Annotated in this window: 26 protein-coding genes; 10 read left to right on the top strand and 16 right to left on the bottom strand. The window is 64.9% G+C overall.

Going from position 1 to position 23,647, the window contains the following annotated elements:
• Positions 1 to 87: 87 nt before the first annotated feature.
• A complete protein-coding gene (locus tag AC1D09_RS04935; RefSeq protein ID WP_477660682.1) occupies positions 88 to 1,065 on the top strand; it encodes a GMP reductase in 978 nt (325 codons plus the stop codon).
• An 8-nt stretch (positions 1,066 to 1,073) separates the two neighbouring features.
• Here the strand turns inward: AC1D09_RS04935 and AC1D09_RS04930 are convergent, their stop codons facing one another.
• The gene (locus tag AC1D09_RS04930; protein ID WP_477660681.1) at positions 1,074 to 1,967 is read right to left on the bottom strand and encodes an alpha/beta hydrolase; all 894 of its coding nucleotides are present in this window, start codon (positions 1,965 to 1,967) and stop codon (positions 1,074 to 1,076) included.
• A 135-nt stretch (positions 1,968 to 2,102) separates the two neighbouring features.
• Here AC1D09_RS04930 and AC1D09_RS04925 point away from each other — a divergent pair, with 135 nt between their 5' ends.
• From AC1D09_RS04925 to AC1D09_RS04910, 4 genes are all read left to right on the top strand, one after another.
• Positions 2,103 to 2,789: a GntR family transcriptional regulator gene (locus AC1D09_RS04925; protein ID WP_477700959.1), complete on the top strand. Its 687-nt coding sequence runs from the start codon at positions 2,103 to 2,105 to the stop codon at positions 2,787 to 2,789.
• A gap of 32 nt (positions 2,790 to 2,821) precedes the next feature.
• Entirely contained in the window at positions 2,822 to 3,703 is an 882-nt protein-coding gene (locus AC1D09_RS04920) for a phytanoyl-CoA dioxygenase family protein (protein WP_477660679.1), read from the top strand.
• Positions 3,704 to 3,707: 4 nt separating this feature from the next.
• Positions 3,708 to 5,066: an NAD(P)H-dependent oxidoreductase gene (locus AC1D09_RS04915; protein ID WP_477660678.1), complete on the top strand. Its 1,359-nt coding sequence runs from the start codon at positions 3,708 to 3,710 to the stop codon at positions 5,064 to 5,066.
• Between the two features lie 92 nt (positions 5,067 to 5,158).
• Positions 5,159 to 6,055 (top strand): NAD(P)-dependent oxidoreductase, encoded by an 897-nt coding sequence (locus tag AC1D09_RS04910; protein WP_477660677.1) that lies wholly within the window; start codon positions 5,159 to 5,161, stop codon positions 6,053 to 6,055.
• 100 nt (positions 6,056 to 6,155) lie between these two features.
• On the opposite strand, the gene AC1D09_RS04905 is transcribed toward AC1D09_RS04910, so the two are convergent.
• Both AC1D09_RS04905 and orn read right to left on the bottom strand, forming a co-directional pair.
• Entirely contained in the window at positions 6,156 to 8,015 is a 1,860-nt protein-coding gene (locus AC1D09_RS04905; RefSeq protein WP_477660676.1) for a DEAD/DEAH box helicase, read from the bottom strand.
• Between the two features lie 356 nt (positions 8,016 to 8,371).
• Complete coding sequence (gene orn / locus AC1D09_RS04900) at positions 8,372 to 8,935, bottom strand: oligoribonuclease (RefSeq protein WP_477660674.1); 564 nt, start codon at positions 8,933 to 8,935, stop codon at positions 8,372 to 8,374.
• Positions 8,936 to 8,970: 35 nt separating this feature from the next.
• On the opposite strand from orn, the gene AC1D09_RS04895 reads away from it, so the two are divergent.
• From AC1D09_RS04895 to rsgA, 3 genes are read left to right on the top strand one after another with little or no spacing between them, the layout of a single operon-like run.
• Positions 8,971 to 10,260 carry a M48 family metallopeptidase gene (locus AC1D09_RS04895; RefSeq protein WP_477700958.1) on the top strand — a complete coding sequence of 430 codons (1,290 nt, stop codon included), beginning with the start codon at positions 8,971 to 8,973 and terminating at the stop codon, positions 10,258 to 10,260.
• Positions 10,257 to 10,577, top strand: a complete 321-nt coding sequence (locus tag AC1D09_RS04890) for a 4a-hydroxytetrahydrobiopterin dehydratase (protein ID WP_477660672.1) — start codon at positions 10,257 to 10,259, stop codon at positions 10,575 to 10,577. The genes AC1D09_RS04895 and AC1D09_RS04890 overlap by 4 nt, the downstream gene beginning before the upstream one ends.
• On the top strand, positions 10,574 to 11,557 hold the full coding sequence (gene rsgA / locus AC1D09_RS04885; protein WP_477660671.1) for a ribosome small subunit-dependent GTPase A: 984 nt from the start codon (positions 10,574 to 10,576) through the stop codon (positions 11,555 to 11,557). The genes AC1D09_RS04890 and rsgA overlap by 4 nt, the downstream gene beginning before the upstream one ends.
• A gap of 31 nt (positions 11,558 to 11,588) precedes the next feature.
• Here the strand turns inward: rsgA and AC1D09_RS04880 are convergent, their stop codons facing one another.
• The 6 genes from AC1D09_RS04880 to rpsP form a co-directional block, all read right to left on the bottom strand.
• A complete protein-coding gene (locus AC1D09_RS04880) occupies positions 11,589 to 12,617 on the bottom strand; it encodes a CobD/CbiB family protein (protein ID WP_477660670.1) in 1,029 nt (342 codons plus the stop codon).
• 134 nt (positions 12,618 to 12,751) lie between these two features.
• Positions 12,752 to 13,459: a CoA pyrophosphatase gene (locus AC1D09_RS04875; RefSeq protein WP_477660669.1), complete on the bottom strand. Its 708-nt coding sequence runs from the start codon at positions 13,457 to 13,459 to the stop codon at positions 12,752 to 12,754.
• Positions 13,460 to 13,589: 130 nt separating this feature from the next.
• On the bottom strand, positions 13,590 to 13,946 hold the full coding sequence (gene rplS / locus AC1D09_RS04870; protein ID WP_074575637.1) for a 50S ribosomal protein L19: 357 nt from the start codon (positions 13,944 to 13,946) through the stop codon (positions 13,590 to 13,592).
• Positions 13,947 to 14,089: 143 nt separating this feature from the next.
• Positions 14,090 to 14,869: a tRNA (guanosine(37)-N1)-methyltransferase TrmD gene (trmD, locus tag AC1D09_RS04865; protein WP_477660668.1), complete on the bottom strand. Its 780-nt coding sequence runs from the start codon at positions 14,867 to 14,869 to the stop codon at positions 14,090 to 14,092.
• 84 nt (positions 14,870 to 14,953) lie between these two features.
• Complete coding sequence (gene rimM, locus AC1D09_RS04860) at positions 14,954 to 15,562, bottom strand: ribosome maturation factor RimM (RefSeq protein ID WP_477660667.1); 609 nt, start codon at positions 15,560 to 15,562, stop codon at positions 14,954 to 14,956.
• Positions 15,563 to 15,591: 29 nt separating this feature from the next.
• On the bottom strand, positions 15,592 to 15,843 hold the full coding sequence (gene rpsP / locus AC1D09_RS04855) for a 30S ribosomal protein S16 (protein ID WP_007865872.1): 252 nt from the start codon (positions 15,841 to 15,843) through the stop codon (positions 15,592 to 15,594).
• 196 nt (positions 15,844 to 16,039) lie between these two features.
• Here rpsP and AC1D09_RS04850 point away from each other — a divergent pair, with 196 nt between their 5' ends.
• Complete coding sequence (locus tag AC1D09_RS04850) at positions 16,040 to 16,576, top strand: N-acetyltransferase family protein (protein WP_477660666.1); 537 nt, start codon at positions 16,040 to 16,042, stop codon at positions 16,574 to 16,576.
• 7 nt (positions 16,577 to 16,583) lie between these two features.
• The gene (locus AC1D09_RS04845) at positions 16,584 to 17,060 is read left to right on the top strand and encodes a hypothetical protein (protein WP_477660665.1); all 477 of its coding nucleotides are present in this window, start codon (positions 16,584 to 16,586) and stop codon (positions 17,058 to 17,060) included.
• A 135-nt stretch (positions 17,061 to 17,195) separates the two neighbouring features.
• Here the strand turns inward: AC1D09_RS04845 and AC1D09_RS04840 are convergent, their stop codons facing one another.
• The 7 genes from AC1D09_RS04840 to AC1D09_RS04810 form a co-directional block, all read right to left on the bottom strand.
• A complete protein-coding gene (locus tag AC1D09_RS04840) occupies positions 17,196 to 18,233 on the bottom strand; it encodes an inorganic phosphate transporter (protein WP_477660664.1) in 1,038 nt (345 codons plus the stop codon).
• 17 nt (positions 18,234 to 18,250) lie between these two features.
• Entirely contained in the window at positions 18,251 to 18,898 is a 648-nt protein-coding gene (locus AC1D09_RS04835; protein WP_477660663.1) for a DUF47 domain-containing protein, read from the bottom strand.
• A gap of 155 nt (positions 18,899 to 19,053) precedes the next feature.
• Complete coding sequence (locus tag AC1D09_RS04830; protein WP_477660662.1) at positions 19,054 to 19,416, bottom strand: DMT family protein; 363 nt, start codon at positions 19,414 to 19,416, stop codon at positions 19,054 to 19,056.
• A gap of 21 nt (positions 19,417 to 19,437) precedes the next feature.
• Positions 19,438 to 20,400 carry an AEC family transporter gene (locus AC1D09_RS04825; RefSeq protein ID WP_477660661.1) on the bottom strand — a complete coding sequence of 321 codons (963 nt, stop codon included), beginning with the start codon at positions 20,398 to 20,400 and terminating at the stop codon, positions 19,438 to 19,440.
• 49 nt (positions 20,401 to 20,449) lie between these two features.
• Positions 20,450 to 22,546: a TonB-dependent receptor gene (locus AC1D09_RS04820; RefSeq protein ID WP_477660660.1), complete on the bottom strand. Its 2,097-nt coding sequence runs from the start codon at positions 22,544 to 22,546 to the stop codon at positions 20,450 to 20,452.
• Positions 22,547 to 22,627: 81 nt separating this feature from the next.
• Positions 22,628 to 23,053, bottom strand: a complete 426-nt coding sequence (locus AC1D09_RS04815; protein ID WP_477700957.1) for a hypothetical protein — start codon at positions 23,051 to 23,053, stop codon at positions 22,628 to 22,630.
• Entirely contained in the window at positions 23,034 to 23,606 is a 573-nt protein-coding gene (locus AC1D09_RS04810) for a DUF3299 domain-containing protein (RefSeq protein WP_477660658.1), read from the bottom strand. Before AC1D09_RS04810 ends, AC1D09_RS04815 begins: the two co-directional genes overlap by 20 nt.
• Positions 23,607 to 23,647: the final 41 nt, after the last annotated feature.

Raw genomic sequence — 23,647 nt, 5'->3', positions numbered from 1 at the left:
GGTTTTTTGTTGCCGCCCAGGCAGCGAAAGCCGGTCCAGTCCAAGCGCCTTCTGTTTCTTCAACAGTTTTTAAGGAGCTTGGGAATCATGGAAATCTTCGACTACGACAACATCCTGCTGCTGCCGCGCAAATGCCGCGTGGAAAGCCGTTCAGAATGCGACGCCAGCGCGACGCTGGGCGGGCGCAGCTTCCGCATCCCGGTGGTGCCGGCCAATATGAAGACGGTGGTCAACGAGGAGATTTGCGCCTGGATGGCGAAGAACGGCTACTTCTACGTGATGCACCGCTTCGACCTGGACAACGTCCAGTTCGTGAAAGACATGAAGGCGCGCGGCGCCTATGCCTCCATTTCGCTGGGCGTGAAAAAGCCCGACTACGACACGGTGGACCGCCTGGCCGCCGAGGGCCTGGTGCCCGAATACATCACCATCGATATCGCGCACGGCCATGCCGACACGGTGCAGAAGATGATCGCCTACCTCAAGCAGAAGCTGCCGGCATCCTTTGTGATCGCCGGCAACGTGGGCACGCCCGAAGCCGTGATAGACCTCGAGAACTGGGGCGCCGACGCGACCAAGGTCGGCATAGGCCCGGGCAAGGTCTGCATCACCAAGATGAAAACCGGCTTCGGCACCGGCGGCTGGCAGCTGTCGGCGCTCAAGTGGTGCGCGCGCGTGGCGACCAAGCCCATCATTGCCGACGGCGGCATACGCGAGCACGGCGACATCGCCAAGTCGGTGCGCTTTGGCGCAACCATGGTGATGATTGGCTCCATGCTCGCGGGCCTGGAAGAAAGCCCGGGCAAGACCGTGGAGGTCGACGGCAAGCTCTTCAAGGAGTACTACGGCAGCGCCTCGGACTTCAACAAGGGCGAGTACAAACACGTCGAGGGCAAGCGCATCCTGGAGCCGGTCAAGGGCACACTGGCCGACACGCTGCGCGAGATGGAAGAAGACATCCAGAGTTCCATCAGCTATGCCGGCGGCACCAAATTGCTGGACATCCGCAAGGTCAACTACGTCACGCTGGGCGGCGACAACGCGGGCGAACACCTGCTGATGTAAGGGCCTGCTTACGCAGGCTTGGCGGAAAGCCCCAGCAAATCCAGCGCCAGGCCGTGCAGGCGGTGGTCCGTCTCCGCCAGCGCGTCCAGCGCGCTGAAGTGGTTGCGGCGCAAATGCGATTCGCACACCGGCACGATGCGCTCGCCCCAGGCCTGCTGGATCAGCAGGTTTTGCCGCAGGAACTCGGCGCTTTCGTCAGCCCCCGCCACGCTGTAGAGCGTGCCGCGGCGCGGCGCCGGCAGCAGCGCCGGGCTGGCCTTGGCGACCTGCTCGGGCGTGAGCTTGAGCGAATCCTTGACAAAGGGCGCATGGCGCATCGGCTCCAGGTCGTAAAGGCCTGAAATCGACAGCGCATTTTTCACCAGGTCCGCCGGCAGGTCGCCGGCATAGGCCTTCCAGTCGCACAGCAGCAGCATGGCTGCGAGGTGTCCGCCGGCCGAGTGCCCGGCCACCGTGATGCGGCTGGGGTCGCCGCCGTAGCGGGCGATGTGGCGCCAGGTCCAGGCCAAGGCCTTGACCATCTGCATCGTGATCTCGGGAATCGTCACCGCGGGGCACAGGGCGTAGTTGGGCACCACGACACAGGCGCCGGCCTCGGTGAAGGGCGGCACGATGAAGGAGTGGTCGGACTTGTCCAGGGCCCGCCAGTAGCCGCCGTGGATGAACACCATCACCGGCGCACCCTTGCCCGGCTTGGCGCCGTGGATGCCGAAACCGCCGGCCGGAAACACATCCAGCATTTCACCCGCATGGTTGCCGTAAGGCACGTCAACCTGGCAGGGCAGGCGCTTGCGCACGGCCTGCGAGTCGGCGGCCCAGCGCGCGAAGTAGGCCGGGTGCTCGGGCACCAGCGCGCGATTGTTGTACATGCGGTCCAGCCAGGCGGGATCGAAGGGGTTCATTGTTGTTCTCCTGAAAAATGGCAAATCAGCCAGTGGCCGCCATCTTGGCACAGCCCGGCCAGCCTATCGACGACCCCGGGTAAACCCGAAATCACCGGCTCCGAGATCAGCGTATTCTGTATACAGAGTACAAATATGCCATCCCAGCTGATCAAAATCGAATCCACCCCCGACCTGGTCGACCAGGTCTACCGCAACCTGCTGGACGCCATCAGTGAGGGCTCGCTGGCGCCGGGCGCGCGCATCACGCAGGAAGAGATCGCCGCCCAACTCGCGGTCTCGCGCCAGCCGGTGCTGCAGGCCTTGCGCCTGCTGAAAAAAGACGGCTTTGTGCTGGACGCGCCGGGCCGCGGCGTGCTGGTCGCGCCGCTGGATGTAGCCTGGCTGGTGCAGATTTACCAGGTGCGCAGCGCGCTCGATGCGCTAGCCGCCCGCCTGGCCGCGCAGGCGCATGCCCGGCTGGACCCGCAGCTGGTCAGCCAGGGCCGCGAAGCCGCGCGCGGCAGCGACGTCAAGGCCATGATGGCGGCAGACGCGCGCTTTCACGCGGCGATTTATGAAGCCTCGGGCAACCCGCTGATCGCCCAGAGCGCGCAGCTGCACTGGCACCACATACGCCGCGCCATGGGCGCGGTGCTGCAGCTGTCGACCATGCGCGAATCGATCTGGGACGAACATGAAGCCATCGCCCAAGCCATCGCCGCCGGCGACGCGGGCAAGGCCGAAACGCTGATACGCGAGCACGGCGAGGAAGCAGGCCACAACCTGGCCAGGCTGCTGTCCAGCGCCCTGGCCCGGCCCGCCGCGTCCACCGCCCCCTGAAGCGCACGAACAACTACCGAAGGAGACATGCGATGAGACTGAGCCCCGAACAACTTACCCAATTCGACCGCGACGGCTACCTGTTTTTCCCCGGCCTGTTCACGCCTGAGGAAATCCAGGTGCTCAATGACGCCGTGCCCGAGCTCTACAGCCGGCACGAGAACTACAACATCCGCGAAAAGGGCAAGGACGCGGTGCGCACCAACTTCGCGGCGCATATGTACAGCGAGCCCTTTGCGCGCCTGGCGCGGCACCCGCGCATGGTGGAGCCGGTGGAAGACCTGCTGGGCGAGCAGCTCTATATGCACCAGTTCAAGATCAACGGCAAGATGGCGTTTGAAGGCGACGTCTGGCAGTGGCACCAGGACTACGGCACCTGGCTCAATGACGACATGATGCCGACCGAGCGCGCGATGAACGTGGCCATCTTCCTGGACGAGGTGACCGAGCACAACGGCCCGCTGATGTTCATTCCCGGCAGCCACAAAAAAGGCGTGGTCGATGCGAAACACGACCTCACCACCACCAGCTACCCGCTGTGGACGGTGGACAACGACCTGATACGCCAACTGGTGCAGCGCGCCGGCGGCAAGCAAGGCGGCATCGTCAGCCCCAAGGGCCCGGCCGGCTCCATGATTTTGTTCCACTCCTGCCTGGTCCACGCTTCGGGCAGCAACCTCTCGCCCTTTAACCGGGTCAGCGTCTACCTGAGCCTGTGCGCCGTCAGCAACCACATACGCCGCCACAAGCGCCCCGAATACATCGCCCACCGCGACTTCACCCCCATCAGCTGCCTGCCCGACGACTGCCTGCTCAAGGACTACCCGGTGGACCTGCCCTGGAAGGACGGCGTGCCCGCCACGGCACTGCAGACTTCGATGGAAGAAATCGCGCCCGAGCGCAAGGCGGCTTGAGGCCATGAACCTGTATACGAAACTCCAGCAACGCGCGGCTGACAACCAACCGGTGCGCATAGGCCTGATAGGCGCGGGCAAGTTCGGGTCCATGTACCTCGCGCAAATCCCGCGTACGCCGGGTGTGCACCTGGTGGCGATCGCCGATTTGTCGCCCGACGCGGCGCGCGCCAACCTCGCCCGCGTGGGCTGGAAACCCGAGATGGCCCAGGCCGCCTCGGCGCAGGCGGCGATCAAGGCCGGTACGACCTGGATCACCGACGACTGGCAGGCGGTGGTCACACATCCGCAGATCGACATCATTGTGGAATGCACCGGCAACCCGATTGCCGCGGTGGAGCATTGCCTGCAGGCTTTTGCGCATGGCAAGCATGTGGTCAACGTCACGGTGGAGGCTGACGCTTTTTGCGGCCCGCTGCTGGCGCGCAAGGCGGCGGAGGCCGGCGTGGTGTATTCGCTGGCTTTCGGCGACCAGCCGGCATTGATCTGCGACCTGGTGGACTGGGCCCGCACCTGCGGCTTCCCGGTGGTGGCGGCGGGCCGCGGCCACAAGTGGCTGCCGCATTTTTGCGAATCCACGCCCGAGACGGTCTGGGGCAACTACGGCCTCACGCCCGAGCAGGCCGCGCGCGGCGGGCTGAACCCGAAGATGTTCAACAGCTTTCTGGACGGCTCCAAGCCTTCCATAGAATCCACCGCCGTGGCCAATGCCACGGGCCTCACGGTGCCCAGCAACGGCCTGCTCTACCCGCCGGCCAGCGTGGAAGACATTCCCTATGTGACACGTCCCATCAGCGAGGGCGGCGTGCTGGAGCGCAAGGGCATGGTGGAAGTCATCTCTTCACTGGAAGCCAACGGCCGCAAGATTCCCTACGACATCCGCATGGGCGTCTGGGTCACGGTGGAGGCCGAGACCGACTACATCAAGAACTGTTTTGAGGAATACAACGCGCACACCGACCCCAGCGGGCGCTACTTCACGCTGTACAAACGCTGGCACCTGATAGGCCTGGAGGTCGGCGTCTCGGTCGCCAGCGTCGCGCTGCGCGGCGAGCCGACCGGCGTGGCGACTTGCTGGAACGCCGACGTGGTGGCCACGGCCAAGCGCGACCTGCAGCCCGGCGACATGCTGGACGGCGAAGGCGGCTATACCGTATGGGGCAAGCTGCTGCCGGCCGGCACCTCGATGAAGATGGGTGGACTACCGCTGGGCCTGGCGCACCAGGTCAAGGTGGTGCGCGCGGTCAAGAAGGGCCAGAGCCTGAGCTGGGACGACGTGGCCATGGACACCTCCACGCCCGCGTTCAAAGTACGGCAGGAAATGGAAGCCATGTTCGCGCCGGCCCTGAAAAAAGCCGCGTAAAAATACATCTGGAAACGCTGCCTAGAAAGCTCGCTGACAGCCTTCTCGCGCAGCCGGCCTCATGATGGCTGAAAGCCATTGTGAGGACACGAATGACCACCGCCAGCGACACGCCCCTTCCCCGCATTGCCTTCCTGGGCACGGGCATCATGGGGCTTCCCATGGCCGGGCGGCTTTGCGCAGCCGGCTGCGCGCCGCAGGTGTGGAACCGCACGCCGGCCAAGGCCGGGCCGCTGGCCGCGCTGGGCGCCGCCGTCCACGCGCGCGCCGCCGCCGCGGTGGCGAACGCCGACATCGTCATCAGCATGCTCGAAAACGGCCCGGTGGTCGAAGAGGTGCTCTTCGCGCAAGGCGTGGCCGCCGCGATGAAACCGGGGGCCTTGTTTCTCGACATGGCGTCCATCCAGCCGCGCGAAGCGCGCGACCATGCGGCGCGCCTGGGTGCGCTGGGCATTTCGCATCTCGATGCGCCCGTGTCGGGAGGCCCCGGCGGCGCGGAAACCGGCACGCTGGCCATCATGGCCGGCGGCAAGGCGGAAGATTTCGCGAGGGCCTTGCCGGTGCTCCAACACTTCGGCCGCGCGACCCACGTGGGCCCGCACGGCAGCGGCCAACTCACCAAGCTGGCCAACCAGATGATTGTGGGCATTACGATAGGCGCGGTGGCCGAAGCGCTGCTGTTCACCTCGCGCGGCGGGGCCGACATGGCCAAGGTCAAGGAAGCCATCACCGGCGGCTTTGCCGGCAGCCGCGTGCTGCAAGTGCACGGCCAGCGCATGCTGGAGCGCGACTTCGCGCCACGCGCGCGCATGGACATCCAGCTCAAGGACATGCGCAACGCGCTGGCGACCGCACAGGAGATCGGTTTTGAGGCGCCCATCACGGCGCTGTTCGAACGGCTTTATGCCGACGGCGTGGAGAACGGCCTGACGGACCTGGACCAGTCGGCGCTGTTTGTCGAACTGGCCAGCCGCAACGGCATGAGTTGACGGCGCCCCGGCGCGGGCCTGCCCCGGGTCCAGACATGAAAAAGGCCGCTGCGGACAATGCCCGCAGCGGCCTTTTTATTGGCGTAGCCGTCGCGAAGGATCAGTCGCGCACGGGCTTGGAGAACTTGCCGCCCTTCTTGGCCGCATCACGGGGCACAAACACCTTGCCGGCGGGCTTGGCAAAACCAGGCTTGCGGTTGGCGAAGTCGGGGCGCGGTGCGAAGCCTTCGTTGCGCGCGCCGAAATTGCGGTCGTCACGCTGGGCGAAGCCGGCGTTGTGGCCACCGCCGAAGCCGCCGCGGTCGTCCTGGCGGCGCGGGCCGCGGTCGTTGAAACCGGAGCGGTCGGCATAGCCGTTGCCCTGCGGTGCGGGAGGACGGCCCTGGAAGGAGCCGCGGTCGTCGCGCTCGAAACGGTTGTTGCCGAAACCGGCAAAGCCACCGTTGCTGAAGCCACCGGCCGGCTTGCGGCCGGCAAAGCCGCCGCGGTCACCGCCGAAGTTGCCGCGCGGGCGCTCGGAGGTGGGGGCGAAACGCTGCTGCGGCTCCAGGCCGGCGATCACGCTGGGCTTGAGGTTCTGCTGCATGTAGTGCTCGATGTCCTGGATCTTGCGGCGATCGCGGAACTCGGCGATGGTGACGGCCTTGCCTTCGCGGCCGGCACGGCCGGTGCGGCCGATGCGGTGCACATAGTCTTCGGCCTTCATGGGCAGGCCGTAGTTGATCACGTGGGTGATGGTGGGCACGTCCAGGCCGCGGGCGGCCACGTCGGTCGCCACCAGCACCTGCACGCGGCCGTCGCGGAAAGCCATCAGGCGGCGGTTGCGCAGGCCCTGGCTCAGCGCGCCGTGCAGCGCCACGGCGCTGAAGCCTTCCTGGACCAGGTCGTTGGCCAGGCCGTCGCACTCAACCTGGGTGCTCGCGAACACGATGGCCTGGTTGATGGTGGTGTCGCGCAGCAGGTGGTCCAGCAGCTTGCGCTTATGGGTCATGTTGTCGGCCCACAGCAGCGATTGCGTGATGGAGGTGTGCTTTTCGTGCGGCGAGTCGATCTCGACGCGCTGCGGCGTGCGCATGACGCGCGTGGCCAGCTGCATGATGCGGGGCGCGAAGGTGGCGCTGAACATCATGGTCTGCTTGCGTTCTATCGTGAGCTGGTTGACTTCCGTCAGGTCGTCGGCAAAGCCGAGGTCCAGCATGCGGTCGGCTTCGTCGACGACGAGGAACTGCACCTGGTCCAGCTTGATCTGCATGCTGCGCTGCAGGTCGAGCAGGCGGCCGGGCGTGGCGACCACGAGGTTGGCGTTCTGCAGCTTGGCGATCTGCAGCTGGTAGGGGATGCCGCCAACAACGTTGGCGATGCGCAGGCCGCGGCAATGGCGCACCAGGTCGATGGCGTCGGCGCAGACCTGCTGGGCCAGCTCGCGCGTGGGGCACAGGATCAGCGCGCCGGGCGTGGCGGCCTTGAAGTTGCGGGGGCTGGTCGGGTCCTTGCGCTTGGGCTTTTTCAGCGGCGCTTCGCCGCGGGCGACGGCTTCAGCGCTCAGGCGTTCGAACTCGGCGCGCTCAAAGCGCTCGGCTTCTTCCTGCTGCTTGAGCAGGGTGTGCAGCACGGGCAGCAGGAAAGCGGCGGTCTTGCCGCTGCCGGTCTGGCTGGAGACCAGCAGGTCGGTGAACTTGGCGGCCTTGGGATCGGCATCCAGGGCCTGCATGGCCTTGGGGATGGTCGCCATCTGAACCGCGGTGGGCTTGGTAAAACCCATGTCGGCGACGGCCTGCAGCAGTTCCTTGGCCAGGCCCAGCGCTACAAAACCGTTGGGTTCGGCCACGACTGCGTCGAGCGAAGTGGAGGCCTCAGGTGCGTCGGAAAAATCCGGAACGGCGTTGAAAGCGGTGTCGTTGTTGTCGTTGGCAATGGCTTCAGGCAAAAAGTCGCCACGAGCCTCAAAAGAGTCAGTCATGTTTTTTTCTCACTAATCACCTGTTCGCAGCGCTTTTGGCGAGGGAACAGGAAACTTCACCTCCCGCGATGCGGTAGGCTTCGTTCATGGTTAATAAAACATCAACCATCAAACGAATATGCAGCCCGGGCGGCAAACTTGACGCTGTGCCCGAAGCGGTGACTCCGTTGTTGGAGTCCAAAAGTGTGAGGTAGATGTACAAATGCAGCGCACCCTGTGCAACTGCAAGCCCACGATTATAGCGTGCTTTACGGGTTTCTACCAGTCCCCGCCTGATCAAGGCTATCGGGCCTTGCAGGCGCTCTCATTTCAGGAGCAGTTCACGCCTATCCAGCTTGACGAAACCAGTCAAAGAGTCACTTCAGGAAGTGTTCCCGGTAGTGCTCCAGCTCGTCGATGGATTCGTGCACATCGGCCAGCGCCGTATGGCTCTGGCGCTTCTTGAAAGCGCTATAGACCTCCGGCCGCCAGCGCTTGGCCAGTTCCTTGAAGGTGCTGACGTCGACGTTGCGGTAGTGCAAAAAGGCTTCCAGCTTGGGCATGTACTTGACCAGGAAACGCCTGTCCTGGCTGATGGTGTTGCCGCACAGGGGCGAACTGCCCTTGGGCACGTACTGGGCCAGGAAGGCCAGTATCTGCGCCTCGGCGTCGGCCTCATCCACGGTGCTGGCCTTGACTTTGTCGATCAGGCCGCTGCGGCCGTGGGTGCCCTTGTTCCAGGCATCCATCTGGTCCAGCAATTCGTCGGTCTGGTGGATCGCCAGGACCGGGCCTTCGATGCGCGGTGTGAGCTGCGGGCCGGTCACGATCACGGCGATTTCGATGAGGCGCTCTTTTTCCGGGTCCAGCCCGGTCATTTCGCAGTCCAGCCAGACGAGGTTCTGGTCTGATTTTTTGAGTGTGGTTTCAATTTCGGGCATGCCGAGATTCTCGCTGATCGCCTAAACTGCCCGCTATGACCGACTATTCGCTTGTTTTCACCGGGGTATTCTCGGCTTTGCTGGTGCTGGGCCTGCTCACGAAGTTCTACCTGGCTTCGCGGCAGATTCGCCACGTGGCGCGCCACCGCGATGCCGTGCCCGCGGCCTTTGCCGGCACCATCTCGCTCGAAGCCCACCAGAAAGCGGCCGACTACACCATCACCAAGGCGCGCTTCGGCCTGCTGGAGACGGCCTTCGTCTCGGCCGTGCTGCTGGGCTGGACCCTGCTGGGCGGAATCGACACGTTGAACCAGGCGCTGGCCGGCTCCGGCCTGGCAGCCTGGGGCGCGCTGGCGCCGCAGCTGGCCCTGCTGGCCGCCTTCGGCCTCGTCAGCGGCCTGCTGGACCTGCCCTTTACCCTCTACAGCACCTTCCGCATCGAGGAGCGCTTCGGCTTCAACAAGATGAGCTTCAGGCTCTGGCTGGCCGACCTGGTGAAATCCACGCTGGTGGGCCTGGTCATAGGCCTGCCCATCGTGGCGCTGATCCTGTGGCTGATGGGCAGCGCGGGGCGCCTGTGGTGGCTCTGGGCCTGGGGCGCCTGGATGGGTTTTAACCTGCTGGTGCTGGTGCTCTACCCCACCGTGATCGCGCCGCTGTTCAACAAGTTCAAGCCGCTGGAGGATGAAACACTGAAGGCGCGCGTGACGGCCCTGATGCAGCGCTGCGGCTTCGCGGCCAAGGGCCTGTTCGTGATGGACGGCAGCAAGCGCTCGGCCCATGCCAACGCCTATTTCACGGGTTTCGGCGCGGCCAAGCGCGTGGTGTTTTACGACACCCTGCTCAAGCAGCTGAACCCCGGCGAGGTCGATGCCGTGCTCGCGCACGAGCTGGGCCATTTCAAGCACAAGCACATCATCAAGCGCATCGTCTCGATGTTCGCCATGAGCCTGGCCGGCTTCGCGCTGCTGGGCTGGCTGTCGTCGCAGGTGTGGTTCTATACCGGCCTGGGCGTGCGGCCGAATCTCAACGGCGCCAACGACGCGCTGGCCCTGCTGCTGTTCCTGCTGGTGGTGCCGCTTTTCAGTTTTTTCATCTCGCCGGTGTTCGCGCAGTTCTCGCGCAAGCACGAGTTCGAGGCCGACGCCTATGCCGTGGCCCAGACCGACGGCAGGGATTTGCAGAGCGCGCTGCTCAAGCTCTACAAGGACAACGCCAGCACGCTGACACCCGACCCGGTGTTCGTGAAGTTCTATTACTCGCACCCTCCCGCCTCCGAGCGGCTGGGCCGCATGACCCCTTCCCTTGAAAGTGCCGCGACATGAGCAACCCCATCCACCAGAACCGGCGCGCCCTGAGCGCCACCGAAATCGTCACGCAGCTGAGCAAACTCAACGGCGAGCAGGCCCTGGGCTGGCGCCTGATCGACGGCTCGCTGGAAAAAACCTACAGCTTCAAGAACTACTATGAGACCATTGCCTTCGTGAACGCGCTGGCCTTTATCGCCAACGCCGAGGACCACCATCCCGACCTCGCGGTGAGCTACGGCAAGTGCACGGTGCGCTTCAACACCCACGATGTGGACGGCATCTCCGTCAGCGACTTCTTCTGCGCGTCCAAGGCAGACGCCCTGCTCGCTTGAGCAAACCCCGGCGCCCCGCCGCGGCCCCCATCGCGGGCACGCAGCCGGGGCTGGTGGTGGCCGGCTTCGGCCGCCATGTGCTGGTGGAAACCGAAACCGGCGAACGCCTGATCTGCCACCCGCGCGGCAAAAAAAGCCAGGCCGTGGTCGGCGACCGCATCCGCTGGCTGGCTTCGGAGGACGAAGGCACCATCGAAAAAATCGAGGAGCGCCGCAACCTGTTTTACCGGCAGGACGAGATGCGCACCAAGTCCTTCGCGGCCAACCTGGACCAGGTGCTGATCCTGATCGCGGCAGAGCCTGAATTTTCGGAAAGCCAGCTGACCCGCGCGCTGATCGCCGCCGAAGCCGAAGGCATCACCCCCGTCATCGCGCTGAACAAAAGCGACCTGGGCGAGCCTTTCACGCGCGCCTGGGCGAAGCTGGCGCCCTACCGCACCATGGGCTACCGCATGCTTTCGCTGGCGATCAAGCCCAAGGTCGAAGCATCGAGGCCGGCGAATACCCAGGCCACGGAATTGCATGAACTGGTCGAGCTGCTGCGCGGCAAAAAAACCCTGGTGCTGGGCCCCTCGGGCGCCGGCAAAAGCAGCCTGACCAACCTGCTGGTGCCCGATGCGCGTGTGCTGACGGCGGAGATCTCGCAGGCGCTGAATTCGGGCAAGCACACCACCACCAGCACCACGCTGTACTGGGTGGACACCGGGGACGGCAACACGCGCGCCACGGCGCTGATCGATTCGCCGGGCTTCCAGGAATTCGGCCTGCACCACATAGAGCCCATGCGCCTGGCCGGCTACATGCCGGACCTCAGGCTTCATGCGCAGGACTGCAAGTTTTATAACTGCACCCACCTGCATGAGCCGGGCTGCGGAGTGATTGCCGAGGTAAATGCAAGCGACCACCCCAGCAGCATCAGCGCCAACCGTTACCGGCTGTACAGCGAGCTGTTCGCGGAGCTTTCGCAGAGCCGTTATTAAAACCCGGCGGCCCGATGGGCCGCCGCGCCGCTCAACCCAACAGTCGGGCCAGCGTCAACAAGGCCAGCAGCACCATCCAGAGCACCACGGAGCGCCACACCAGCCCCACGATGCTGCGCAGGTGCGCGATTTCGGGTTCCCGGCCCGGCGTGGCCTCGGTGGCGATGCTGTCTTCCGAGTCCAGCCCGCCGGCCTGGAAACCCTGGGAGGTGTTCGGCGAGAACGTGGCCTTGAGCGCCTCGCCGCCCAGGCGCACGTTGACGGCGCCGGAGGTGGCGGCCAGGATGATGCCGTCGTTGCGGTTTTCGGCGGCGGCCGGCGCATTGGCCGCAAAGCGCTGCGTGTAGTTGCGCCAGGCGTCGATGGCGTCCTCAAAACTGCCGACCACCGCAAAGCCCAGCGAAGTGACGCGCGCCGGCACATAGTCGATCACGCCCCAGGCGCGGCTGGCGGCCAGTTGCAGCGCCATGCTGGCGCCCTCGCCCGCCGCGGCGGCGGTTTTGCGCTTGTAAGCCCAGTAGCGCGAGACGAATTCGCTCATGCGGTAAAGCACCGCGCCCGCGGGGCCCAGGCCCAGCGCGGCCAGCACTGAAAACCAGGCCAGCACGCCGAATACATGGCGGTGGGCGGCCAGCACCGAATACTCGATGACGTGGCGCACGATTTCGCTGCGCGGCAGCTCGCTGGCGTCCACCTGGCGCCACTGCGCAAGCAGCTCGCGCGCCGTGGCCTCGTCGCCGTCGTCAAGCGCGTCGCGTATGTCGGTGAAGTAGTGGCTGAACTGGCGAAAACCCAGTGTGACGTAAAGAATCGCCACGCTCCAGGCAAAGGCCAGCACGACGTTGATGCTCCAGAGCAGCCAGTGGATCAGCATGGTGACCAGCGCCGGCACGATGACGGCGACCGTCCAGGCGATCCAGCCGTGCTGGGGTTTGCCTGCGTCCAGGCTGCGGTTGGTCCAGCGCGCCCATCCGCGAAAGCCTGCATGAACCCAGTTGCCGCGGGCCAGTGGCCGGGCCTGTTCGATGATGAGTGCAAACAAAACGGCGAGAAAGCTCATGCATGAATCATAGCGGGCCCCCACGCTCCCCCACTTCGTGTGGGTCGCTGCCCCCCGAGGGGGCCGCCCGCCTGCGGCCCGGCGAAGCCGGTTCCGCGGCTCATGCTGGCCTGAAATCCGGCCTCAGCAGCACCTCAGGCGCTTAAAAAACGGTAGAGATTGCGCAGCATGCCGGCGGTGGCGCCCCAGATGTAGCGCTCCCTGGCTTCACCGCTGTCCGCTTCGCTGGAAGGATCGGAGTAGGGCATCGACAGCCATTGCCGGATAACGCCGTCGAATTCGGCCTCGTGGCGGCGGTGGTGGGCGGGGTTCATCAGGTAGCCCAATGGCACCTCGAACACGTCGGCGACCTCGCCGGGGTTGGGTTGCAGCGCGAAGCCGGGTTTCACGAGCGCCACCACCGGCGTGATGATGAAGGCCGTTCCCGTGACATAGGTCGGCAAGGTGCCCAGCACCTCGACATGGCCGCGCGGCAGGCCGATTTCCTCGTGGGCTTCGCGCAAGGCGGTGTCCACCGCATCGCGGTCGGTGTCGTCGGTGCGGCCGCCCGGCAGGGCCACCTGGCCGGAATGCGTGGAGAGGTTGGTGGTGCGCTCGGTCAGCAGCAAAGTCACCTCATCGCGCATGACCAGCGGCACCAGGACGGCCGCCAGTGCCGGCGTGCGGTCGGTGAATTTTTTTTCGACGCTGTGCTCGGGTGTCCAGACCGGCGGATGCCGGAAGCGCTCGCGCAGGGCCTGCGGCGACAGCCGCTCCAGCGGCACGCCCGCCAGGTGGTCGTCAATGCCCAGTACCGGGATGCTGCGCGGGTCAAACTTGGGCAGCGGCTTGTAGGAGTTCATGGAGCGCGTCGGCGTGGGGCTGTGGGTTGTTGGCTTGGGGCCCCAGGACATAAAAAAAGCCGCTCGGTGAGCGGCTTTTTAAAAGGGGCTGTTGGGGCTGCCCTGGGTCCGGCCGGGCCGGACCGGCAGATCAGGCGCCCAGCTTTTCCTTGATACGTGCGGATTTGCCGCTGCGGCTGCGCAGGTAGTACAGCTTGGCGCGACGCACATCACCGCGGCGCTTGACTTCAATCTTGGCGATCAGCGGGCTGTACACCTGGAAGGTGCGCTCGACGCCTTCGCCATTGGAGATCTTGCGGACGATGAAGCTGGAGTTCAGGCCGCGATTGCGCTTGGCAATCACCACGCCTTCAAAAGCCTGCACACGCTTGCGGTTGCCTTCAACCACGTTCACGCTCACGATGACGGTGTCGCCAGGGGCGTATGCGGGGATGGTCTTGTTGAGGCGGGAAATTTCTTCCTGCTCGAGGGTCTGGATCAGATTCATGATTTTTCCATCTAACTTTTTCGTTCATGCACGCGCTACGCTAAAGACCGCAAATCCATGGATTCACCCGAAGATGATTCAGATGGTTGCAGTGGCCGCCAGAGGATCGAAAAGCCTTTGATTATAGCAAGCCGGGGCTTTTCTCAAGCATCCTTGTCGGGGTTTTCAAGCAGATCGGCCAGAAAAGCCTCGTCGCTTTCGCTCAAATGCCCACGCTCACGCGCTTTTTGCACCAATTCAGGGCGTTCGTGTTGCGTCAAAGCCAGCCGCCGCTCACGCCGCCAACGCTCGATATGGGCGTGGTTTCCCGACATCAGGGTGGCCGGCACAGGCTGGCCGCGCCAGCTCTCGGGCCGCGTGTAGTGGGGACAGTCGAGCAGCCCGTCCAGCGCCGGATTGAAGCTGTCCAGCTGGTGGCTGCCCTCGTCGTTGAGCACGCCGGGCTGCAGGCGGGCCACCGCGTCCAGCAAGGCCATGGCGGCAATTTCACCGCCCGACAGCACAAAGTCGCCCAGGCTGATCTGCAGGTCCACATGCGCCTGGATAAAGCGCTGGTCCAGCCCCTCGTAGCGCCCGCACACCAGCACCGCGCCGGCACTGGCCGACCAGCTTTCGACGCCGGCGTGGTCCAGTGTCTTGCCTACCGGCGAAAACAGCACCGTCGGCACCTTGGGCGCGCCGGCGGCGGCGCGGTCGGCCTGGATGGCTTCGAGGCACAGCGTGAGCGGCTCGGCCATCATCACCATGCCGGGGCCGCCGCCAAAAGGCCGGTCGTCGACCCGGCGGTAATTGCCGTCGGCAAAATCGCGGGGGTTCCAGAGCTTGACCTGCACCAGGCCCGACTCATAAGCACGGCGCGTGACGCCGCTGGCCAGGAAAGGCGCAAAAAGCTCGGGAAACAGGGTGATCAGGTCAAAGCGCATGGGAAGGCTATTTTGCGCGAGCCGGGCGCCGGGGGGAAATGAGCCGGGAAAGGCCCCGAAATAGACCGCGGAAAGCGGCAGGCCTCAGTAGTCGGGCTGCCAGTCCACGGTGATGCATTTGCCCGCGATATCGACGGTGTCGACATAGACCGAGACAAAGGGAATCATGCGTTCGGCGGTGCCGCTGCTGCCGCCCTCCTGCTGGACGGAGTACTCGACGCACAGCACGGAATGCGGGCCGGTGGCCATCAGGTCGCGCACCAAGCCCAGGTCTACGCCTTCGCGGTTGACCACTTTCAGGCCGATCAAATCGACCCAGTAGTACTCGTCTTTGGAGGCGGCGGGAAAGCTGCTGCGCGGCAAAAAGATGCGGGCGCCGCGCAAGGCCTCGGCGGCATTGCGGTCGTCCAGGCCGGCGAACTTGGCGACCACGGAGTCGGAGTGAACCTTGGCCTCGTCCACGCTGAGCGTGACGGTGCCGGAAAACACGGTGAAACCCGGACGGAATTTGGCGTCGGGCGCTTGCAAAAACCAGGATTTGGCCGCGAAAAGCGCTTCCGGATCAGAGCTGTGCGGCAGGATTTTCACCCAGCCCTTGACGCCCCAGGCATCCAGGATGCGCCCGACTTCAACGGCGTCGTCCGGCAAGCTTGAAGGTGTCAAGCCCGCGGACGGCGAGAGGCCGGGCTGCATCGAAACTTGGGTTAAAAGCTTCGGGGATTTCAGGCGGCCTTGGCGGCGCCTTGCTTGACCAGGCGCAGCACGGTCGGGGACGGCTGTGCGCCCACGCCGATCCAGTGGGTCAGGCGGTCTTGCGCAATGCGCAGGCCTTCTTCGCCACCGGTGGCGATCGGGTTGTAAAAACCGATGCGCTCGATGAAACGGCCGTCGCGGCGGACGCGCTTGTCAGCCACAACAATATTGAAAAAAGGACGGTGCTTGGAACCGCCGCGTGCAAGTCGAATGACGACCATGATTTATCCTTCGGGTGGTGGGGCTTACCGGTAAAGTAGTTACCCCAATGTTCTGCAGCGCTTGAGACACACGACATGGCCACCCGGCCAGCGAATTGCTGCAAAGCCTGAGATTATAGCCTGCCGGACGGTTTTACCGGAAATTCGCCCTTTTCCCCATCCTTCTCCCGCCGCTCCACAATCAAGCGCCGTCCCCATGCCCCTCATACGCCCCAGCCGCGACCAGGACATTCCCGCCATCACCGCCATTTACGGCCACCACGTGCTGCACGGCACGGGAACCTTTGAAACCGAGCCGCCCGGCGCGGCCGACATGGCGGCCCGCCGGGCCGACGTGCTGTCCAAGGGCCTGCCCTACCTGGTCGCCGAGCAGGACGGGGAAATCGCCGGCTTCGCCTACGGCAACTGGTTCAAGCCGCGCCCGGCCTACCGTTTTTCAGTGGAGGATTCGATCTACCTGGCACCCGGGCTGCACCGCAAAGGCCTGGGCCGCGCCCTGCTGGCCGAACTGCTGGCGCGGCTTGAAGCCGTGGGCATACGCAAGGCCATGGCCGTGATAGGCGACTCGGCCAATGCCGGCTCGGTGGGCGTGCACCGCGCGCTCGGCTTCACCGAAGTCGGCACCGTCCGCTCCTGCGGCTGGAAATTCGGCGCCTGGCGCGACATCGTCATCATGGAAAAAGTGCTGGGCGCCGGCGACACCCAGCCGCCACCCGAGCCGCCCGCCGCATAATCGCCGCATGCAAACCGCCACAGCGTCCTCCCCAAAAGCCCCGAAAAACAAAACCCTCGCCGCCTGGCTGGCCTTCATAGGCGGCCAGTTCGGCATCCACCGCCTTTACCTGTTCGGCCTGGGCGACGTATGGGCCTGGCTGCATCCCATCGTCGCGGCGCTGGGCTGGTGGGGCGTGGAGCGTGTACGGATGTACGGCCAGGACGACCAACTGGCCTGGGTGCTGATTCCCCTGCTGGGTTTCACCCTGGCCGGCACGGCGCTGACCGCGATTTATTACGGCCTGATGCCGACCGACAAATGGAACGCGCTGCACAACGCAGCCGCGCCGGACACCAAAGCCGGCAACACCAACTGGCTGACCATAGGTGCGGTGGTGTTCGCCCTGCTGTTCGGCACGATTTCACTGATGTCCAGCATTGTCTTCAGCTTCCAGCGTTACTTCGAGTACCAGGTCGAAGAAGCGAAGAAAATCAGCCAATAGATAGGGCCCCCACGCTTTTCACTGCGTGTAATGCGCTGCCCCCCGAGGGGGCCGCTGCGCCTGCGGCCTGGCGAAGCCAGTTCCGCGGCCCCTGCTTGGTTAAGCGCCCCTCTCTCGCCAGGTGTGTTCGTTTGATCAGAACACCTGAAGACTGACCCAGTAGGCGATCGCAGCCACGAAGGCCGAGGCAGGAATCGTGAAAATCCAGGCCCAGACGATGTTGCCGGCCACACCCCAGCGCACGGCCGAAGCGCGCTGCGTGGAGCCCACGCCCACGATGGCGCCGGTGATGGTGTGGGTGGTGGAAACCGGAATGCCCAGCGCCGTCGCCAGGAATAGCGTCAGCGCACCGCCGGTTTCGGCGCAAAAGCCGCCCACGGGCTTGAGCTTGGTGATTTTCTGGCCCATGGTTTTGACGATGCGCCAGCCGCCGAACATGGTGCCGAAGCCGATGGCGATGTAGCAGACGATGACCACCCAGACCGGCAGGTGCTCGGTGGTCGCCATCATCCAGACCGGCAGGCCCTGCACATTGCTGGTAGTCGCGGCGATCAGCAGCAACCAGATGATTCCGGCGGTTTTCTGCGCGTCGTTGCCGCCGTGGCCCAGGCTGTAGGCGCCCGCGGACACCAGCTGCAGCCGGCGGAACCAGCGGTCGGCACGCGAGGGCGTGGCGCGGCGGAAAACCCAGGCCACCGCCACCATCATCAGCGAACCCAGCAAAAACCCCAGCAGGGGCGACACGAAAATAAAGGCCACCACCTTGAACACGCCCGAGGCGATCAGCGCGCTGGCGCCGGCCTTGGCGATCACGGCCCCGACGATGCCGCCTATCAGCGCATGCGAGGAGCTGCTGGGGATGCCGTAAAACCAGGTGACGATGTTCCAGGTGATAGCCCCCATCAGCGCGCCGAACACCACATGGGTGTCGACCACCCCCGGCGCGACGATGCCCTTGCCTATGGTCGCCGCCACGCTCAGGTGGAAGATGAAGTAGGCGAGGAAGTTGAAGAAGGCGGCGAACAGCACCGCCTGCCCCGGCTTGAGCACGCCGGTCGACACCACCGTGGCAATCGAGTTGGCCGCGTCATGAAAGCCGTTCATGAAGTCGAAGGCGATGGCCAGGAAGACCAGCAGGAACACCACCCACAGGGCGGCCTGTACGGTTTGCATGATTCAGGCGCCCGCGATCAGGAGTTCTCGAGGACGATGCCCTCGATCAGGTTGGCCACATCCTCGCACTTGTCGGTGATGGTTTCGAGCAGTTCGTACACCGCCTTGAGCTTGATGACCTCGCGCACGTCGGGCTCCTCGCGGAACAGCCGGCTCATGGCCGAGCGCATCACGCGGTCGGCGTCGGATTCGAGCTTGTCGATTTCCTCGCAGGTCTTGAGCGCGGCTTCGGCCGTCGCGGCATCGCTGACTTTTTCGATCAGCGCCACGGCGTCCTGCAGGCGTTCGCAGCATTTGACGCTGAGGTCGGTCAGCCGCACGATGTCATCCGTCATGTGGCGCACGTCGTACAGCGCCATGGTTTCGGCCGAGTCCTGGATCAGGTCGGCGACGTCGTCCATGGTGTTGATGAGCTTGTGGATCTGCTCGCGGTCTATCGGCGTGATGAAGGTCCTGTGCAGCGCGCGGTTGACTTCATGCGTGATGCGGTCGGCGGCGCGCTCGGCGTGGTCGACTTCCCGGTTGAAGGCTTCGCGCTTTTCCACGTCGCTGTAGTTGGCGACCAGCTTGGAAAAAGCATGCGCCGCCTCCACGATGCGTTCGGCATGCTGGTTGAACATCTCGAAAAAATTGCCTTCGCGCGGCAGCAATTTGCCAAACAGCATGTCTATTCCTCAGGAAGTAAGTCAAAAATATGACGAAAGTGTAACGCCCCCACGTTCGTTCACTGCGTGTAACTCTCTGCCCCCCGAGGGGGCCGCTGCGCCTGCGGCCCGGCAAAGCCGGTTCCGCGGCCCCTGCTTGCTTAAGAGTTGTCCGGTTAAGCGCTGCGGAAGATGAAGTAGACGGCGCCCACCATGCACAGCGCTGCCCAAAGATAGTCGAGCTTGAGCGGCTCGTTCAGGTAGAACACCGCGAAGGGCACAAACACGCTGAGGGTGATGACCTCCTGCATGATCTTGAGCTGGCCCACGCTGAACTGGGTGAAGCCTATGCGGTTGCCGGGCACCTGCAGCAAGTACTCAAACAGGGCGATGCCCCAGCTGATCAGGGCCGCGGTGTACCAGGGCGACGCCGCGAGGTTTTTCAGGTGGCCGTACCAGGCGAAGGTCATGAAGACGTTGGACAGCAGCAGCAGGCCTATGGTCTGCGCCGACACCGGCAGTGACTGGAGGAATTGCATCAAAGGACTCCGGGACAGGCGTCAGCCGAAATGGCCGACCAAAATCAGCACCACGGTCAGCGTGACCAGGGCCAGCGCGGTGGACACCACCACGCTGGCGGTGATCAGCTCTTCGGCGACCTTGTAGCGCTGGGAGAACAAAAACACATTGGCGCCTATCGGCAGGGCCGAGGCCACCACCATCACCGACATGGGCACGCCGCCCACGCCCAGCAGGCGGCACAGGCCGAATACCAGCAAGGGGTGCAGCAGATTCTTCACCCCGGCCAGTGCCAGCGCCTGGCGCCAGTGCTCGCCCACGCGGGTGTTGGCCAGGGTCACGCCGACCAGCACCAGCGCCAGCGGGCCAAAGGCGTTGGCCATGAGTTCCAGCGGTTTGTCGACGACGGCGGGAATTGTGAAACCGGTCTGCGCGAACAGCAGGCCGGCGATGATGGGCAGCGGCACCGGGTGCAGCAGCGCGTTTTTCACGGCCATCATCACGGTGGCCACCGGGTGGCGCGGCGCGCTGGTCACTTCGTCGCTGGTGCCCAGCTTTTGTTCATGGGCCACCGCGAGTTCCAGCACCACCGTGGCGCTGGTCAGCAGCACCAGGGAATGCACGGACACCAGCGTGAACAGCGTCACCAGCCCCTGGGGTCCGTACATCAGGCCTATCAGCGCGATGCCAATCATCACGGTGTTGGAAAAGGTGTTGGCCAGCGCCAGCACCGCCGCGCGGCGGTTAAAGCCCTGCACCAGCAGGGTCCCGCCGAAGAGCACGATGACGGCCAGAAAGTAGGCCAGCACCGGCTTGAAGTCAAGCTGCTCGACACGCACCCGGCTCATGGTGCGAAACAGCAGCGCCGGCGTGAGCAGCAGAAAGATCAGGTTGGACAGGTCCTTGATGGCATTGGCCCTGATCCACTGCGCCCGGCCGGCGAAAAAGCCCGCGGCAATCAACAGCACAACCGGGAAAAGGGACTCAAAGACCAGCGAGTTCATTGCCGCAATCTTAGCTTGCCGTCCTTGGCCCCCTGCTTCCGGCTGTCGCTTAAAACGCCAGTTGCATGCCCACCTTGAGGCTGCGCCCCGGCAGCGGCGCCTTCGGGAACGCCGTGGTCGTCAGCACCGAAGCCGCGCTGTAGGCCAGCTGGTTGGTCAGGTTGTCGACCTTGGCATACCAGAGGATGTTGCTGGCGCCGGCCTTCATGCGGTAGGTAGCGGCCAGGTTCCACAGCGTATAGGCCGGGGTCGCGCGCTGGCCGTCGGCCACGCGGTTTTGCGCCATGGAATGGTCAAAGCCTATGCTGCTGCCCCAGGGCCCGCTGGCCCAGATGAGGCTGGCGCCCACACGCGCCGGCGCGATGCGCGGCAGAGGCTGGCCGTTGCTGAGGTTGGTGGCCCGCACCACATCGCCGCGCAGCGCCAGGTCCACGCTGGACGCGCCTTCGAGCAGGCGGATGTTGCCGCTGGCTTCCAAGCCCACAAAACGCGCGCGCACGCCGGTGTAGGCGAACTCCGGCAGCAACGGGTTGTCCGGGTTGCTGTCGTCCACGCCGTCGCCGTCCAGGTCGGCCGGGTTCAGCGCGCCGTCTTCCTGCCCGTAGCGGTTGCCCGTGGCCAGCAGGCCTATGTAGTTCTTGAAGCGGTGCACATAGGCATTGGCGCTGAAGCTGTTGGCGCCCGACTTCCAGCTGGCGCCCAGGTCCAGGCTGGTCGATTTTTCCTTGCCCAGGGTGGGGTCGCCGGTTTCCCAGGCCCTGGTCGCCACGTGCGGGCCCTGGGCGAAGAGTTCATAGTCCTTGGGCGCGCGTTCGGTGTAGGCCAGGTTGCTGGTCAGCTGCCAGCCCGGCGCCGCATTCCATAAGGCGCCCAGCGCGTAGCTGTGCGGCGTGAAGTCGCGCGTCAGCGGCGCAAAGCGCGCCACCAAAGGGTTGCCCAGCGACTCCACTTTCACCGACTCCAGCCGCCCGCCAAAACTCAGCTTGCCCCAGCTCGTGGCGTACTCCTCATAAGCGAACACGGCGTTCTGCGCGGTCTTGCTGTAGGGCGCAAAGGCCTCGGCGCCGTCGGCCGAAAAACGGTTGTTCTCGGACTGGAAGCCGACCAGGCCTTCGAGGTTTCCGATGCGCGCATGGCGCGCCTCCAGCCGCACATCACTGCCCTTGTTCTTGAACACCGTGCCCGGGTTGGGGCCTTCAAACTCGGTGTGCTGGTAGTCGGTGTGGCTCAGCTGGCCTTTCACACTGCGGATAAAACCGCCCAGGTCGCGTAGCTCGCCTTCCAGCGCCACACGGTTCGACTTCATGTCAATCGTCACGTCGTCTTCGGCCACGGTGCCGTAGTTACTGCGGTAGGTGCTGACCGACGCGCCCAGGTAGCCATGGTCAAAAAACACCGAGCCGCCGGCCGCGCCGCCATGCACCTTGCTGTCTGAATTGCAAATACGGTTGGTGATGGTGTTCACGCCACCCTTGCCGCAGGCCAGGTCGGTGGGCACCTTCACATCGCCGGTCTCGCGGTTGAACACATCCACATGCAGCGCATAACGGTTGTTGCCGCCTTCGAGCAGCACACCGCTGCTTTTTTCGCGGTTGCCGCTGGCCAAACCCAGGTCGACCTTGCCGCCCACGCCGCCTTTTTCATCGAACAGCGGCTCGCGCGGGATGCGGTTGTCGATCACATTGACCACGCCGCCCACGGCGCTGCCGCCGTAGAGCAAGGCGCCTGGGCCGCGCAGCACCTCGACGCGTTCGATGCTGATCGGGTCGCTGGTGACGGCATGGTCATAGCTCAGGCTGGAGGCATCCAGCGTCGCGCCGCCGTTGCCCAGGATGCGGATGCGGTCGCCGTCCAGTCCGCGGATGATGGGCCGGCTGGCGTTGGGCCCGAAGTAGGTGCTGCTCACGCCGGGCACGCCGTCCAGCGTTTCGCCCAGCGTGGTTTTGCTGCGCAGCAGCAGCCCGGTGCCCGAATACTGCGCGGCCGGCGCGATCAGCTCGGCCGTGCCCAGGGGGTTACCGGTCACGGTGACTTCCTTGAGGCTGGGCGCGGTGGCTGGTGCGGGGGCGGTGGCCTGGGCACTCGCCAGGCCGCAAGAAAGCGTTGCCGCGGCGCAGAGCACGCGGCTGATAAAAGGTGGTTTCATGGTGACTCGCTGAATCGGGAAAAATCAAAAAGGCATGGCTGCGCCTGGCCTGGCGGCCGGAGCGAAGCAAACGAGGGAGATTCAGCGAGTGGGAGGCGGGCCGCGCGCGTCAAACAGCGCCGCCCAGCGGGCGAGCGCTTCGCCGCGGGAGATATCAAAAGCCAGGCTGGAAAGCACCAGCGGCAAACTCAGCATGGGCAGCGTAGGCGCCGCCTGGCCGTGGCTGGCCTGGTCAAACAGGCGGCAGTCCGAATCGCCGTCATGCGAGGAAAACAGCGAGGCCAGCCAGCCGCCTTCATCCCGCTCTTCGGCATGCGCAGGAGCGGCGTGCTCAGGGTGGTGGCTGTCCTGGTGCGCATGTACATGCGCATGCAGATGCGCCTGCGGGCCATGCACCACGCCGTGCATCAGCCCCAGCAATTGCGCAAGCAAAAGCGCGGCGGCCAGCAGCCAGGCCAGGGCCCCGGCGGAACCTGAACTCCGGCGTTTATTTGACGCTGGTGGCATCCGTGATGCGGTAATAGAGGCCGTAGGCGTCGTCATTCAAGACCAGGAAACGCCCTTCCACCACCACCGGCTCCATGCTGTATTTCACCGGCGTCTTGGTCTTGACCTCGACCATGCTCTCGGGTCCGCCCGGCAGGCAGAAGGCACAGGTCAGCGGCACCGAGGACAGCAGGAAATGTTTTTGTTTTTCGCCCGGATCCAGCGGCATCATGAAACCCTGGATGCGCTGGGTTTTCTGGTTCAGCGCCATCTGGTCCAGGGTGAAGACCGGCAGGATGCGGTTTTTCTCATTCTTGGTTTTCACCGCCGTCAGCACCGACCAGGGCACCACGTCGCCGCGAGCCGCCAGCGGCGGAAACGGGCTGTTGGCGCCATGCACGCCCGCGCCCTGGCCTATCGGCAAGTCAAAGCCCGGCGCCGCGGCAGTTGCAGCCGGCTTGGCGCCGCCCGCCACCGGCGAAGACAGGGTCTGCGCCTGCAGGCCCGCGGCCGTGAGGGACAAACCGCAGGCCAGCAAAGCGTGGCTCAGGCAATTGCGAAGGATGGGGTTCATGCGGGACTCCTGCAGGTGTGGCACCGGTTCAGGCCTGGGCG

Source organism: Polaromonas sp. P1_A2, assembly GCF_056406895.1.
Note: the sequence above shows the minus strand (reverse complement) of the source record. Positions and strands in the feature narration are given on the sequence as shown.